This is a genomic window from Streptomyces albidus (ex Kaewkla and Franco 2022) (genome assembly GCF_013870515.1).
In the GTDB taxonomy this organism is placed as follows: domain Bacteria; phylum Actinomycetota; class Actinomycetes; order Streptomycetales; family Streptomycetaceae; genus Streptomyces; species Streptomyces albidus.
In genome coordinates, this window is record NZ_JACBXA010000162.1 from 1 (window position 1) to 13,743 (window position 13,743).

Genomic DNA, 13,743 nt, shown 5'->3' on the forward strand with positions numbered 1-13,743 from the left:
GCTCAGCGCCGCGCCCCGCGGGTCCGCGCCCGGAGCGGCGACCACGTCGCTCGTACGTGCCGCCCCGCCGGACGTGGACTCCCCGCCGCCTGCGGCCTGTTGGAGGAGCTGGGCGACCACGGGGCTCGCGGCGCTCGCCGTAAGAACCTTCCCTCCTCCGGGAGTTGCGACGAATGCGCCGTAGACCTCCCGCTTCTCGATGGCCTCGCGGGCTGCCCCCTCGTCGCCGTAGCGGTGTATCTCGAAGGCGTGGCCGCCGTGACCGGTGAGCTTCTCCACCACGGGTGCGGTGGCCGCCGCCGGGCCCGCCACGGCCACCGGCAGGTCACGCGGTGCCGTACGGGCGGCAGGCCAGGCGAACGCCCACAACGCGAGGGCGACCACGACGGGGGAGAGGACGAGGAGCGCCACGAGCGCTCGTACGGGCGGCTGCGGGGAGCGCGGAGACGAGGATGCGGGCATGGCGGTGCTCCCGATCTAAAGAGAAGGATCGTTCGTTTTACTGCGCTCCCACGGTCCCGCCGCGATGCGGCGTTGTCAAGAATGAACGTTCGTTTTAATCTTGGTCCATGGCCCGCGTATCCCAGGAGCACCTCGACGCACGGCGTCGCCAGATCCTCGACGGCGCCCGTCGCTGCTTCGCCGGCAACGGTTTCCACGCCACATCCATGCAGGACGTCCTCAGGGAGTCGGGCCTGTCGGCCGGGGCGGTCTACCGGTACTTCCGCAGCAAGGAGGAGATCGTCGCGGCGGTCGCGGAGGAGACGCTCAAGAGCGTGCGCGAGTCGTACGCGATGGTCGCGGCAGCCGATCCTCCGCCGACGCCGGACGAGCTCTTCGGAGCGGTGCTCGGCAGGCTGCGAGAGATGCTGGGCGACCCCGACGACCAGCGGGCCCTTCCGCAGATGCTGGTGCAGGTGTGGGGCGAGACGCTCCGCAACCCCGAGGTCGCCAAGGTCCTCGCTGAGGGCTACCGGGGGCTGCTGGCGGAGTGGGTGCGGCTCGTCGAGGCCTATCAGGAACGCGGCTGGGTCGCCCGCGACGCCGACGTCGAGCACCTGGCGCGCACGCTCATCGCCACGGTTCAGGGCTACTTCGTGCAGCAGGCGCTCTTCGGCGGCATGGAACCCGCCGCGTTCCAGCAGGGGTTGCGGGCCCTCGTCGACATGCACGTGCCCGCAGCCGACCGGCCCGGGTCGGCCCAGGGCCGGCGCCCCTGAAGTTGACGCCGCGTAGGGCCCGCCGTTCGGCGGACCCGGTGGTTCCCGTCACGCGCGTGCCCCCAATGCCCGTCTTGTGAGGCGCATGTTGGACGGTGCCGGTAGATTCACGACTTGGTAAAGATCATCAGCGTGACCTGTCCCTTACCTGCTGTGGGGCGGAAGGATCCGCCTCACAGGAACGTGATCTATGATCACCGCCGCCTCCGGCGGTCAGCCACCCCAGGGGGAGCCCCCACGTGAACAGACGTAAAGCAACGCTCGGTGCCGCCGGTGCCGTTGCGCTCGTAGCAGGACTGATAGTGGTTCCGACCGCACTCGCGGACGGGGCCGACGACAAGCTCGGCAGTGCCGAGGCGCGCGGCGTGAAGGCGGCAGCCGACCGGGCCGCCGAGGAAGGCGTCGACTGGAAGGACTGCCCCAAGGACTGGGGTCTGGAGAAGCCGGTCCAGTGCGGCTTCGTCACCGTCCCGGTCGACTACGCCGACCCCGACGGCAAGACCATCAAGATCGCCGTCGACCGCGCCAAGAGCACCGGGAGCAAGGGGGAGCGCCAGGGCTCCCTCGTCTACAACCCCGGTGGTCCCGGTGGTTCCGGTCTGCGCTTCCCGGCCCGCATCGCCGACAAGAACCCGCTGTGGACCAAGACGTCGAAGGCGTACGACTTCGTCGGCTTCGACCCTCGCGGTGTCGGTCACTCCGCGCCCATCTCCTGCATGGACCCGCAGGAGTTCGTCAAGGCGCCCAAGCTCGATCCGGTCCCCGACGACAACGCGGACAAGAGCGCCCAGCGGAAGCTGGCCAAGGAGTACGCGGACGGGTGCAAGGAGCGCAGCGGCGACCTCCTGCCGCACATGACCACGCCCAACACGGCCCGCGACCTCGACGTCATCCGTGCCGCGCTGGGCGACAAGAAGCTGAACTTCCTCGGTGTCTCCTACGGCACCTACCTCGGCTCCGTCTACGGCACGCTCTTCCCCGACCACGTGCGCCGCATGATCGTGGACAGCGTCGTCAACCCCTCCCGCGACCAGATCTGGTACCAGAACAACCTGGACCAGGACGTCGCCTTCCAGGTGCGCTGGGATGACTGGACGAAGTGGGTCGCCGAGCACGACGACACCTACGGCATCGGCGACACCGCGGCGAAGGTCGACAAGCAGTGGGAGAAGCTGCGCGCCGCGGCCAAGAAGGAGCCCGTGGGCGGCGTCGTCGGCCCGGCCGAGCTCCTCGGCTTCTTCCAGAACGCCCCGTACTACGACCAGATGTGGGCCGAGGTCGCCGGAGTGTGGTCCGCCTATCTCAAGGGTGACGAGAAGGCTCTCGTCGACGCCGCCGGCCCCGACATGTCCGACACCGCGGGCAACAAGTCCTCGGAGAACGGCAACGCGGTCTACACCGCGGTCGAGTGCACCGATGCCAAGTGGCCCACCAGCTGGAAGACGTGGGACAAGGACAACTCGAAGCTGCACGAGAAGTACCCGTTCCTCACCTGGTCCAACGCCTGGCTGAACCTCCCGTGTGCCACCTGGCCCGTCAAGCAGCAGGACGCGCTGGAGGTCCGTACGGGCAAGGGCCTGCCGCCCGTGCTCATCACACAGGCCGAGCGTGACGCCGCCACTCCCTACGGCGGCGCGGTGGACCTGCACAAGCGCTTCAAGGGCTCCCGCCTGATCACCGAGCGGGACGCGGGTTCGCACGGCATCACCAATGTCGAGAACTCCTGCATCAACAAGCGTGTGGATGCCTACCTCCTCAAGGGCACCGTCGGGAAGAAGGATGCGACCTGCGGGCCGCACACCACCCCGGTACCGGAAGAGGCCTCGGACGAGAAGTCGGACGCGAAGGCGGCACAGCTGCCGGCGCTTCCGCGTCCCTGACGCCCACGCGTGGGCGTCTCTGACGCCCACGCACTGCACGACAGCATGAAGGGGACGGCCGGACCTCCGGCCGTCCCCTTCGGTGCGTCACGGCGGCTCCCGTCGCTGCAGGGCGGTCAACCGCCGCCTTCCACGAGGCCGTTGACCGTGCCCGTCGCGGGTGCGCGGTCAGCAGCCCTCATGCGGGCACGGAGGCCACCCTCCGGCGGCTTCCTGCCGCTGGCCGCGTTCCGGCAGCTCCTGCCGCTGGCGGCACTCCGGCAGCCGTGGATCCGGCCAGGCCGGTTCAGGCCTTGCTGCTGTCCTCGCGCTTGCCCCGCGTACGTGTGCGCTCGCGCTCCTTGGCCTGCTGGGCCTTCGCGTCGGGCGCGTACAGGTCGACGTACTCCTGTCCGGACAGCTGAAGGATCTCGTGGATGATCTCGTCGGTGACGGCCCGCAGGACCGTGCGCTCGCTCTCCATCCCGGCGTACCGCGTGAAGTCCAGCGGCTTGCCGAAGCGGATCGTCACCTTGCCGATCCTGGGCATCTTCCGCCCGGGCGGCTGCAGTTCGAACGTCCCCACCATCGCGCAGGGGATCACCTTGACCCCCGCCTGCAGCGCCATCGAGGCCACGCCGACCCTGCCCTTGTAGAGGCGTCCGTCGTGGGAGCGCGTGCCTTCCGGGTAGATGCCCAGCAGCTCGTCCTTGCGGAGCACCCCCAGGCCCTCGTCGATGGCGGCCTGGCCGGCGCCCTTGCCGGAACGGTCCACCGGGATCTGGCCCACGCTCCGGAAGAAGGCCGCGGTCAGGCGTCCCTTGAGGCCGGGGCCCGTGAAGTACTCGGATTTGGCGAGGAACGTGATGCGCCGACGCAGGATCGCGGGCATCAGGAAGTGGTCGGACACGGAGAGGTGATTGCCGGCCACGATGGCCGCACCGTCCTCCGGGATGTTCTCCAGCCCCTCGATGCGCGGACGGAAGTAAAGCCGCAACAGGGGCCCCAGCAATACGTACTTGAACAGGTTGTAGAACACGCTTCGGGCCTTCCCCCATGCAGTCAGGTGAGATCGCAGAGTAGTCCCCTGCCCCGCCTGCACGGGAGGGGGGCCACCGGAGATCACTTCAGTTGCGCTGCGTGGAGGCCGTTCCGATGGTCACCAGGCCCAGTACCACCCACGCGAACCAGAGCCAGCCGCTTCCCCCCAGAGTCACCGTGTACGCCGTGACGGCCACCAAGGCGGCCACAGTGGCCACCGTCATCGCCTTCGCAGAGCCAGGCATCGCAACACCCTCTTCCCCTGCCCGGCCGGGTGACGGGGATTCCCGCACAAAACGGGCCGGGCGCACGACTCCATGGTCGCTCGCCCGCGGTCCGAAGCGCTACCACCCGGCGGTCACGGCTGCCGGGCCTGCAAAGAGGCCAGGTAGGCGTTGTACGCCGCCAGCTCCTTGTCGCCGTCGCGGTCCGCCGCCCTGTCCAGCCGCCGCGCCTGACGCTCCTCCGACCTGTGCCACTGGAAGACCAGCGCTATCAGCACCAGCACCGAGGGGATCTCGCTGAACGCCCAGGCGATGCCGCCGGCCGCCACCTGGTCCGACAGCGCGCTGACCTTCAGCGAGGACGGCGGATGCGCGTAGGTGGAGATCATCGGCTCGGTCCCCATCATCAGGGCGATCCCGAAGAAGGCGTGGAAGGGCATCCCCGCGAACAGCTCCAGCATGCGCATCAGGTACCCGGGCCGCTGCGGCCCGGGGTCGACGCCCATGATCGGCCAGAAGAAGACGAGCCCGACCAGCAGGAAGTGCACCATCATCGCCAGGTGCCCTGCCGTCGACTCCATCAGCAGGTCGAAGAGGGGCGAGAAGTAGAGGCCGTAGAGGCTCGCGATGAACAGCGGGATCGTGAACGCAGGATGTGTGACCGCGCGCATGTAGCGGCTGTGCAGCACGGCCACGAGCAGCTCCCGTGGGCCCTTGCGCCCGCGCCCCGCGGAGGGCAGCACGCGCAGCGTCAGCGTCACGGGAGCACCCAGCAGCAAGAGGATCGGCGAGAGCATGCTGATGATCATGTGCTGCACCATGTGGACGCTGAAGAGCACCATTCCGTACTCGTTCAGGCCCGTGCACATGGCCAGGCCCACCGTGAGGACGCCCAGCACCCAGGCGATCGTGCGCGCCACCGGCCAGCTGTCGCCGCGCCGCTTCAGGCGCACCACGGCGGCGCCGTACAGCACCAGCGCCAGCAGGCAGCCCACCAGGAAGAAGGGCTCGCCCGTGAACTCCAGGCCCCGGCCGAGTGTGAACGGCGGCAGATCCATCGTCATGCCGTGTCCGCCGTGGTCCATCCGCACTCTCCCGCCTTGCACCGGTCCGCCCGCACAAGCGTAGATCCCCCGGATCGGACGGCCCGGGGTACCCCCGCCTCAGGCATTCCGGCACCAGTTGGGGCAGCCTGCTCACCGGGCGCACCCGGAGAAAGCTTCAGGCAGGCTGGAGGGCCGCGTTGATCCGCTCCTTGCGCAGGGCGTCGTACCAGTGGTCGTCGACCGGCGGAAGCGCGTTGACGTCCAGCGCGAGCTTGATGAGCATGTCCGCGATGTGCGGGTTGCGTGCGAGGACCGGCCCGTGCATGTACGTGCCGAAGACCGTGTCGTTCCACGCGCCTTCAGTGCCGTCGCCCGTGCCGTTGCCCTTGCCGAGCCGTACCCGGGCCAACGGGCGTGCCCCGGGCCCCACTTGGGTGATGCCCTGGTGGTTCTCGAAGCCCGTCAGCTGCGGCAGCCCCAGCTCCGAATCGATGTCGCCGAGGACGTCGCCCACGCACCGCTCGGCCTCGCCGCGGCGGCTGATCACGTCAAGCAGCCCCAGGCCCTGCTGCGGTTCGCCCAGATCGTTGACGAACTCGCGGCCGAGGATCTGGTAGCCGGCGCAGACCGAGAAGATGATGGCGCCGTTGTCGACGGCCCGCTGCAACCCGCCGTCGCGCAGCAGCCGTTCGGCCGCCAGGCGCTGCGGCCGGTCCTCGCCGCCGCCGATCAGGTAGATGTCCGCCGAGGTGGGCACCTGCTGGTCGGAGCGGATGTCGGTGCGCTGCACCGTCAGCCCGCGCTGCTGCGCACGCCTCTCCACCACCAGCGCGTTGCCCTGGTCGCCGTAGGTGCTGAGCAGGTCCGGATAGACCCACACCACCCGCAGTCCGCTGTCAGTCATGCTCGCCAACTCCTTGAGCGGGTCGAAGTGTTCAGTTGCCGACGACGCGGCGCAGGTCCTGGAAGGCGGTGTAGTTCGCGATCGCCTCGATGCGTCCGGGCGGGCACGCCCTTACGGCCTCGTCGGCGCTCTCACACACCTGGAAGCCGACTCCGGCGACCTCCAGACGCACCGCCAGGTCGAGCTTGCGGTCCCCGATCACGCAGATCGGGTGTCCGGCCAGCCGTGAGTAGTCCACGTCCCACAGCCACGAGGTGTCCGTGCCGTCCGCGCCGCGGGCGTTGACGGAGAGGATCACCGGGGCCGGGGGAGCGTCGATGAGGGAGAAGGTCTCCAGCCAGCCCGCCGGGTTCTTCGCCAGCAGCAGGCGTACCTCCCGGTCCCGGAAGGTCACCACGTCGTACCGGCCGGCGACCGCGGTCACCGAGTGCATGCGCTCCAGTGCCACCTGAGGGGGCACGCCGAAGGTCGCCGCCACTGCGGCGGAGGTGGTGGCGTTCGCCTTGTTGGCGCGGCCCGGCAGCTGAAGCTTGATGGGCCAGGCGGACCCGTGCGGGTCCAGCACGTCGTCACCGGACAGGGCCCAACTCGGCGTGGGGCGGCGGAAACCGCACTCCGCGCAGAACCAGTCGTCGCCGGGCCGCTGCATCACGCCTCCACACGCGGGGCAGGACCAGGCGTCGTCCTTCCACTCCTGGCCGGCGGCCACCCACACGACGTTCGCCGAGGAGGAGGCGGCCCATACGACGAGGGGGTCGTCGGCGTTGGCGATGATCACGGCCTTCGAGCCGGAGAGGCCCTCGCGCCAGCGTTCGGCCAGCATCCTCGTCTCGGCGGCCCGGTCCAGCTGGTCGCGGGAGAGGTTCAGCAGAGCGATGGCCTTCGGGGTCACATCGCGTGCGACGGTGGACAGATACTTCTCGTCCACCTCGATCACGCCGTACTGCGCGTCCGAACCGCCGGCCAGCGCCGAGGTGATTCCGGCGGGCATGTTGGCGCCGAGCGCGTTGGAGACCACTCCGCCGTTGGCCCGCAGCGCCTCGGCGATCAGACGGGTCGTGGTCGTCTTCCCGTTGGTGGCCGACACCAGGATCACATCCAGGTGATGAGCGACCTGCGCAAGAAGGTCCGGGTCGAGTCTGAGCGCGACCTTTCCGCCGATCACCGATCCGCTGCCGCGACCCGCCGCGCGCGATACCGCCGCTGCGGCCCTGCCCGCCGTCACGGCGAACTTGGCCCGCGGAGACAGCGGCTCCTGGTTGCCTGCCATCGTCGTGCTCCTCCTTGCCCCTCGGTGGGGAGCAGCCTACCGAGGTCCGGCGCCGCGCCCGAACCGCCTCACCCTGTGGGAACGGCTCCGCCCGCCCGGCGGCACCGGGCCTCGTGGCCGCGGTGCGCCGGGTGCGCGCACGAGAAGGAGTGATCCCGTGTCAGAAGCCCGGTGCGCCGACGCGGTCCTCGGCCGTCGCCAGCGCCCCCCACAGCAGGTCGGCGAGCTGACTCACCAACTGTGCCCGCGAACAAGGCCGTTCGCGCAGCCACCAGTCTCCGGCCGCGTAGGCCATGCCGACCACCCCGTGGCCCCACACGCGTGCCGACTCCACGCCGTCGGGGCCGAGGTCGAGGCGCTCCTCGATGAACGTGCCCAGCTCGTCGCCGAGCCGCCTCAGCAGCGGAGCGGCGTGCTGGCCGGTGTCGAAGCCCCGCTCGCCGGAAGAGCCGCCCTCGGCGGGGTGCATCAGGAAGCGGTAGACCTGGGGACGTGCCTCGATGGCGGCGAGGTAGGTGTCCAGAGTCGCCTCGACGCGGCCTCGCCGGTCGGCGGGGGCGTCCAGTGCCGCACGCAGGGCGCCCAGGAGTGCGTCGGTGTGCCGTACGGCCAAGGCGCGGTAAAGCCCCTCCTTGTCGCCGAAGTGGCGGTAGAGGATGGGCTTGGTGATGCCCGCTTCGGCGGCGATGGCGTTCATGGAGGCGCCCGGCCCGTCGCGGAGCACCACGCGGTCGGCGGCTTCGAGCAGCTCCTTGCGGCGACGCTCCGCAGCGTTGCGCTGGTCCGTCTGCTGTGTGGTCTCCATGACGCCTCCCCACCCGGTCGAACTGGCTGCCCCACGCGAAACGTAACACCCGGAGATCGGGGACGTCGGAGGGCGACCGCCAGTTGACATCGGCTACCGGTCAGTAACAGACTGCCTATTACCATAGGTAACTTAGCCGCTGGAAGGACCGGTCATGGGTGATCCCGCATTCGCGCTCGATCTGAACGATGAACAGAAGGAGATCCGTGAATGGATACACGGATTCGCCGCGGATGTGATTCGTCCGGCCGCCGCGGAATGGGACGAGCGGGAAGAGACCCCCTGGCCGGTGATCCAGGAGGCCGCCAAGATCGGACTCTACTCCCTGGACTTCTACGCCCAGCAGTTCTTCGACCCCACCGGTCTGGGCATCGCCATGACGATGGAGGAGCTGTTCTGGGGTGACGCGGGCATCGGCCTGTCCATCGTGGGCACCGGTCTCGCCGCTGTCGGCGTCCTCGCCAACGGCACCGAGGAGCAGATCGGCACCTGGGTCCCGCAGATGTACGGCGACGTCGACGACGTCCAGGTCGCCGCGTTCTGCTCGTCCGAACCGGACGCCGGCTCGGACGTCTCGGCCATGCGCACCCGCGCCGTCTACGACGAGGCCAAGGACGAGTGGGTCCTCAACGGGACCAAGACGTGGGCGACCAACGGCGGCATCGCCAACATCCACGTCGTCGTCGCGGTCGTCGACCCGGAGCTCGGCTCCAAGGGGCACGCCTCCTTCATCGTTCCGCCGAACACCCCCGGCCTCTCCCAGGGCCAGAAGTTCAAGAAGCACGGCATCCGCGCCTCGCACACCGCCGAGGTCGTCCTCGAGGACGTGCGCATCCCCGGCCACTGCCTGCTGGGCGGTAAGGAGAAGCTGGACGAGCGCTTGGCGCGCTCGCGCGAGCGCGCCAAGAAGGGCGGCGAGCGCGTGAAGAACGCCGCCATGGCGACGTTCGAGGCGTCGCGTCCGGCGGTGGGCGCGCAGGCCGTCGGCATTGCCCGCGCCGCGTACGAGGTCGCCCTGGACTACGCGAAGACGCGCGAGCAGTTCGGCCGCCCGATCATCGACAACCAGGGCATCGCCTTCCAGCTCGCCGACATGCGCACGCGCATCGACGCCTCCCGGCTGCTGGTCTGGCGTGCCTCCTGGATGGCGGCGGCAGGCAAGCCCTTCGACTCCGCCGAGGGCTCGATGTCCAAGCTGTACGCGGGGGAGACCGCCAAGACCGTCACCGCGCAGGCCATGCAGATCCTCGGAGGCAACGGGTTCACACGGGAGTACCCGGTCGAGCGCATGCACAGGGACGCGGCCATTTACACGATCTTCGAGGGCACCAGCGAGATCCAGCGCCTGGTCATCGCCCGTACGCTCTCCGGCATGCCGATCCGGTAGGTCGTCCGCCCAGGTGAGGCCGCGGGTTCCCCGGCTGGGAGCTCAGCGGTCTCCCCGGCGCCTGCTGCGTCGTCGGAGAGCCGGTGGCCGGCCCTTCGTCGGCTCTCCAGGCAGCGGATCACGCATGGCGAGGCCCCGCCCGGATCACCGGGAGGGGCCTCGGTCATGTGGTCCATCTCCTGACGGGTATGCCGGCCTTGGCGGCGAGTTCGGCGCCCGCGTGGGCGTCGTGAGCGTCGTGCGGCTTGGGGCGGCGGCACTTGCCGGAGGTGCAGGGGCCGATGAAGGCGAGGCACACGTCGGCGCCGGCGTTGACCATGTGCTGGTCGCGGATGTAGTCGGCGTCCTTCCCGTCGCTCTCCCGGGCGGGGTGAGGTTCGGCCGGCACGTCGTTGGCGGTGCACCAGTCCGCCGCCAGGGCGTCCGCGCCGTGAGGGCGGGCGCCGTGGATCACGAGAATGCCGTCGGCTCCGTCCTGACGTGCGTCCTGCCGGGTTTCGAGGAGCGCGTCGGCGATCTGCCGTTCATCGCTCCAGGTGCTGGAGCCGGTGACGAGCACGCGTCGGATGTCGCTCATGCTGCTCTCTCTTCCCATGAGATGCGTCAGAGGGGCGCCGGGTCCGGACGCCGCCGGCTACACGATCTCTGAGGGCGCCCGCGAGTTCCAGCGCCTGCTCACCGTCCGCACGGTCCCCGCTGTCCGCATGCCCGGGCAGCCGCGCGCCGAGCCGAGCGGGTTCATGCGCCGGAACCGTGTGCCATCACCGCTCCGTCCTGGGTACCCGCCGGGAGCGGTGCGGTGATCCGCGGTGCGAGAGTGGGGCCGTACCGCCCGTCACCGTCAGGCCGACCCCGGAGGCGCAGACCCATGACGCTCACGCTCGGCGGCGGGCCGCTCGCATCGCGGCCCCCGGAAACCGTCAACTACCGCATCGACGGCCCCGCCCACCGGCTGCTGTGGCAGCCCTTCCCGCGCCGCGTGCGCGCCCTGCTGGGCAGCGAGACCGTGCTGGACAGCACGGACGCCAAGCTGCTCCACGAGAGCAACCTGCTGCCCCAGGTGTACGTGCCGCGTTCCGACGTCCGTCAGGACCTGCTGGAGGAGAGCGCCCACATCACGCACTGCCCCTTCAAGGGCGACGCCGCCTACTGGAATGTGCGCCTGGGGGACCGGCTGGCCGAGAACGCCGTGTGGAGCTACCCCGAACCTCTGGACGGTGCGGAGTGGCTCAAGGGGCACGTCGCCCTCTACTGGTCGGCGATGGACGCCTGGTTCGACGAGGACGAGGAGGTCAGCGGGCACATCCGCGATCCGTACCACCGCGTGGACGTCCGGCCCACGAGCCGCCACGTGGTGGTCGGCGCCGCCGGCGAGACCGTCGCGGAGAGCCGGCGCACGCTGCTGGTGTCGGAGACCGGCCTTCCCAACCGCTTCTACGTGCCCCTGGCAGACGTCCGCACCGAACTGCTGGAGCCCAGCGGCACCCACACCCACTGCCCCTACAAGGGCCGGGCCTCCTACCGCAGCCTCCGCGCGGGCGGCACGCTGATCCCGGACGCCGCCTGGTGCTACGAACAGCCTCTGGACGGGGCGCTGCGCGTGGCGGGGCACCTGTGCTTCCTCGCCGAGGGCATCGAGACCGTGGTCGACGGCGAGCCGCTGTCCTGACGCCGCCTTGCCGATTCGCGACTCACGGGGTCCCCGTGCGATCGACAATGCCCGCATGGGCAGAACCTACGAACGCATCGACGACGGGCTGCGTGCCTTCATCGAGAAGCAGCACGTCTTCTTCACCGCCACCGCCCCGCTGTCCGCCGACGGCCACGTGAACGTCTCGCCCAAGGGCCTCGCCGGGTCGTTCGCCGTGCTCGACGACCGCACGGTCGGCTACCTCGACCTCGGCGGCAGCGGCGCCGAGACCATCGCCCATCTCCGGGAGAACGGCCGCGTCACGCTGATGTGGTGCGCGTTCGACGGCCCGCCCCGCATCGTCCGCATCCACGGCAGCGGCAGCCCGGTGTTCCGGGACGACCCCGCGTGGGAAGCGCTGCTGCCGCACTTCGGCGAGGAGATGCGCGCGCGTACGGACCTGCGCGCCGTGATCACCGTGCGGGCGAACCGCATCAGCGACACCTGCGGCTTCGCGGTGCCCTTCATGGACCACCGCGCGGAACGGCCGCTGCACACCGAGCGGTTCCGCCGTGAGACGGAGGAGTCCTTCGCCGCGTACTGCGAGAAGAAGGAACACGTCGGGGTGAGCCTCGACGGTCTCCCCGCCCTGCCGCTGCCGTTGCCTCCGCGTACCGTCTGACCCGCACCCGTCGGCCCGTCACACACCTCAGGGAGCATCACGCATGAGCACCACCGCACAGATCGGCGTCACCGGCCTGGCCGTCATGGGCCGCAACCTCGCCCGGAACTTCGCGCGCAACGGATACACCGTCGCCGTGCACAACCGCACGGCCTCCAAGACCCGTGACCTGGTGCGCGACTTCGGGGACGAGGGAAGCTTCGTCGCGGCCGAATCGGCCGAGGAGTTCGTGGCCGCGCTGGAGCGGCCGCGGCGGCTGATCATCATGGTCAAGGCGGGAGACCCGACGGACGCCGTGATCGAGGAGTTCGCACCCCTGCTCGAAGAGGGCGACGTCATCATCGACGGCGGCAACGCCCACTACGCCGACACCCGTCGCCGTGAGCAGGCACTGCGGGAGCGCGGCCTCCACTTCGTCGGCGTCGGCATCTCCGGCGGTGAGGAGGGCGCCCTCAACGGGCCGAGCATCATGCCGGGCGGATCGCCCGAGGCCTGGACCTCGCTCCGCCCGATGCTGGAGAGCATCGCGGCGAAGGCCGGTGACGGCACGCCCTGCACCACGCACGTCGGCCCCGACGGTGCCGGCCACTTCGTGAAGATGGTGCACAACGGCATCGAGTACGCCGACATGCAGCTGATCGGCGAGGCGTACCACCTGCTGCGCGACGTGGCCGGGTACAGCCCCGCCCGTATCGCCGAGACCTTCCGCGAATGGAACACGGGGCGGCTGGACTCCTACCTCATCGAGATCACCGCCGAGGTGCTCTCGCACGTGGACGCCGAGACCGGGCACGCCTTCGTCGACGTCGTCGCCGACCAGGCCGAGCAGAAGGGGACGGGCCGCTGGACCGTGCAGACGGCGCTCGACCTGGGGGTGCCGGTCTCCGGCATCGCCGAAGCCGTCTTCGCCCGCTCCTTGTCCGGCCACGCCGATCTGCGCTCCGCGAGCTCCCAGCTGCCGGGCCCGTCCGCCGCGGCTCTGCCGCCGGAGGAGGCCGAGCGCTTCGCGGAGAAGGTCGAACAGGCCCTGTACGCCTCGAAGATCACGTCGTACGCGCAGGGCTGGAACATGATCCGCAGCGGAAGCGACGAGTTCGGCTGGGGCATCGACCCCGGGGCCGTAGCCGCCATCTGGCGTGCGGGCTGCATCATCCGCGCGGCCTTCCTGGACCGGATCCGCTCGGCGTTCGCGGCCCGGCCGGACCTTCCCACGCTTCTTGCGGACGAGCACTTCGCCAAGGAGATCGGCGAGGCCCAGGGAGACTGGCGGTCGGTGGTGGCCACCGCCGTCGGGCACGGCATCCCCGTCCCCGGCTTCTCGGCCGCCCTCGCCTCGTACGACGCCCTTCGCAGCACACGTCTCCCGGCCGCCCTCACTCAGGGGCAGCGTGACTACTTCGGTGCGCACACCTACCGCCGCACCGACCGGGAGGGCGTCTTCCACACGCTCTGGGGCGGCGACCGCAGCGAGGTGTCACAGGGCTGACGGCCCTCCCCTCGGCCGGGCGCCCGAGGTCCGGGGGAGTGGCGGGCCCGGGACCGGGCACCCGGCGGGGCGTACAGGCAAACGCCTAGGTGAGACCGCTGGAGTCTTCATGCCACAGCAGTCAGACACGAGGTCCCCCGCCTGCCGGCGGCCCGATCCGGTCCCTCCCAAGCCCACCCCGCCTCCGGG

General features: G+C 70.2%; 13 protein-coding genes and 1 pseudogene. 6 read left to right on the forward strand and 8 right to left on the reverse strand.

The window, feature by feature from the left end:
• Positions 1 to 462 (reverse strand): annotated as a pseudogene (locus H5J26_RS21095) (ABC transporter permease); the annotation flags it as partial.
• A 107-nt stretch (positions 463 to 569) separates the two neighbouring features.
• Between H5J26_RS21095 and H5J26_RS21100 the strand changes: the two are divergent.
• Complete coding sequence (locus H5J26_RS21100) at positions 570 to 1,220, forward strand: TetR/AcrR family transcriptional regulator (RefSeq protein ID WP_181767485.1); 651 nt, start codon at positions 570 to 572, stop codon at positions 1,218 to 1,220.
• A gap of 239 nt (positions 1,221 to 1,459) precedes the next feature.
• Positions 1,460 to 3,100: an alpha/beta hydrolase gene (locus tag H5J26_RS21105; protein ID WP_181767486.1), complete on the forward strand. Its 1,641-nt coding sequence runs from the start codon at positions 1,460 to 1,462 to the stop codon at positions 3,098 to 3,100.
• A gap of 286 nt (positions 3,101 to 3,386) precedes the next feature.
• Here H5J26_RS21105 and H5J26_RS21110 read toward each other — a convergent pair whose 3' ends face one another.
• The 6 genes from H5J26_RS21110 to H5J26_RS21135 form a co-directional block, all read right to left on the reverse strand.
• A complete protein-coding gene (locus H5J26_RS21110; RefSeq protein ID WP_181767487.1) occupies positions 3,387 to 4,118 on the reverse strand; it encodes a lysophospholipid acyltransferase family protein in 732 nt (243 codons plus the stop codon).
• 88 nt (positions 4,119 to 4,206) lie between these two features.
• On the reverse strand, positions 4,207 to 4,365 hold the full coding sequence (locus H5J26_RS21115) for a hypothetical protein (RefSeq protein WP_181767488.1): 159 nt from the start codon (positions 4,363 to 4,365) through the stop codon (positions 4,207 to 4,209).
• A gap of 113 nt (positions 4,366 to 4,478) precedes the next feature.
• Positions 4,479 to 5,429, reverse strand: a complete 951-nt coding sequence (locus tag H5J26_RS21120) for a cytochrome c oxidase assembly protein (protein WP_181767489.1) — start codon at positions 5,427 to 5,429, stop codon at positions 4,479 to 4,481.
• Between the two features lie 136 nt (positions 5,430 to 5,565).
• Positions 5,566 to 6,294, reverse strand: coding sequence for a type 1 glutamine amidotransferase (locus H5J26_RS21125; protein WP_181767490.1), 729 nt, complete (start codon positions 6,292 to 6,294; stop codon positions 5,566 to 5,568).
• Between the two features lie 31 nt (positions 6,295 to 6,325).
• Positions 6,326 to 7,564, reverse strand: coding sequence for a MurT ligase domain-containing protein (locus tag H5J26_RS21130; protein WP_181767491.1), 1,239 nt, complete (start codon positions 7,562 to 7,564; stop codon positions 6,326 to 6,328).
• Positions 7,565 to 7,724: 160 nt separating this feature from the next.
• Positions 7,725 to 8,369: a TetR family transcriptional regulator gene (locus tag H5J26_RS21135; protein ID WP_181767492.1), complete on the reverse strand. Its 645-nt coding sequence runs from the start codon at positions 8,367 to 8,369 to the stop codon at positions 7,725 to 7,727.
• A gap of 154 nt (positions 8,370 to 8,523) precedes the next feature.
• Here H5J26_RS21135 and H5J26_RS21140 point away from each other — a divergent pair, with 154 nt between their 5' ends.
• Positions 8,524 to 9,756 carry an acyl-CoA dehydrogenase family protein gene (locus tag H5J26_RS21140; RefSeq protein ID WP_181767493.1) on the forward strand — a complete coding sequence of 411 codons (1,233 nt, stop codon included), beginning with the start codon at positions 8,524 to 8,526 and terminating at the stop codon, positions 9,754 to 9,756.
• Between the two features lie 163 nt (positions 9,757 to 9,919).
• On the opposite strand, the gene H5J26_RS21145 is transcribed toward H5J26_RS21140, so the two are convergent.
• Positions 9,920 to 10,333, reverse strand: coding sequence for an SLOG family protein (locus H5J26_RS21145; protein WP_181767494.1), 414 nt, complete (start codon positions 10,331 to 10,333; stop codon positions 9,920 to 9,922).
• 291 nt (positions 10,334 to 10,624) lie between these two features.
• Here H5J26_RS21145 and H5J26_RS21150 point away from each other — a divergent pair, with 291 nt between their 5' ends.
• The 3 genes from H5J26_RS21150 to gndA are packed head-to-tail and all read left to right on the forward strand — an operon-like array spanning position 10,625 to position 13,554.
• The gene (locus H5J26_RS21150) at positions 10,625 to 11,425 is read left to right on the forward strand and encodes a DUF427 domain-containing protein (RefSeq protein ID WP_181767495.1); all 801 of its coding nucleotides are present in this window, start codon (positions 10,625 to 10,627) and stop codon (positions 11,423 to 11,425) included.
• 55 nt (positions 11,426 to 11,480) lie between these two features.
• Positions 11,481 to 12,068 (forward strand): pyridoxamine 5'-phosphate oxidase family protein, encoded by a 588-nt coding sequence (locus H5J26_RS21155; RefSeq protein WP_181767496.1) that lies wholly within the window; start codon positions 11,481 to 11,483, stop codon positions 12,066 to 12,068.
• A 43-nt stretch (positions 12,069 to 12,111) separates the two neighbouring features.
• On the forward strand, positions 12,112 to 13,554 hold the full coding sequence (gene gndA / locus H5J26_RS21160; protein WP_181767497.1) for an NADP-dependent phosphogluconate dehydrogenase: 1,443 nt from the start codon (positions 12,112 to 12,114) through the stop codon (positions 13,552 to 13,554).
• Positions 13,555 to 13,743 lie beyond the last annotated feature (189 nt).

Bases quoted from the DNA above. Each gene is read 5' to 3' on its own strand.
- H5J26_RS21100 (WP_181767485.1), top strand. From the start codon at position 570: ATGGCCCGCGTATCCCAGGAGCACCTCGACGCACGGCGTCGCCAGATC.
- H5J26_RS21115 (WP_181767488.1), bottom strand. From the start codon at position 4,365: ATGCCTGGCTCTGCGAAGGCGATGACGGTGGCCACTGTGGCCGCCTTG.
- H5J26_RS21120 (WP_181767489.1), bottom strand. From the start codon at position 5,429: ATGGACCACGGCGGACACGGCATGACGATGGATCTGCCGCCGTTCACA.
- H5J26_RS21125 (WP_181767490.1), bottom strand. From the start codon at position 6,294: ATGACTGACAGCGGACTGCGGGTGGTGTGGGTCTATCCGGACCTGCTC.
- H5J26_RS21130 (WP_181767491.1), bottom strand. From the start codon at position 7,564: ATGGCAGGCAACCAGGAGCCGCTGTCTCCGCGGGCCAAGTTCGCCGTG.
- H5J26_RS21135 (WP_181767492.1), bottom strand. From the start codon at position 8,369: ATGGAGACCACACAGCAGACGGACCAGCGCAACGCTGCGGAGCGTCGC.
- H5J26_RS21140 (WP_181767493.1), top strand. From the start codon at position 8,524: ATGGGTGATCCCGCATTCGCGCTCGATCTGAACGATGAACAGAAGGAG.
- H5J26_RS21145 (WP_181767494.1), bottom strand. From the start codon at position 10,333: ATGAGCGACATCCGACGCGTGCTCGTCACCGGCTCCAGCACCTGGAGC.
- H5J26_RS21150 (WP_181767495.1), top strand. From the start codon at position 10,625: ATGACGCTCACGCTCGGCGGCGGGCCGCTCGCATCGCGGCCCCCGGAA.
- H5J26_RS21155 (WP_181767496.1), top strand. From the start codon at position 11,481: ATGGGCAGAACCTACGAACGCATCGACGACGGGCTGCGTGCCTTCATC.
- gndA (WP_181767497.1), top strand. From the start codon at position 12,112: ATGAGCACCACCGCACAGATCGGCGTCACCGGCCTGGCCGTCATGGGC.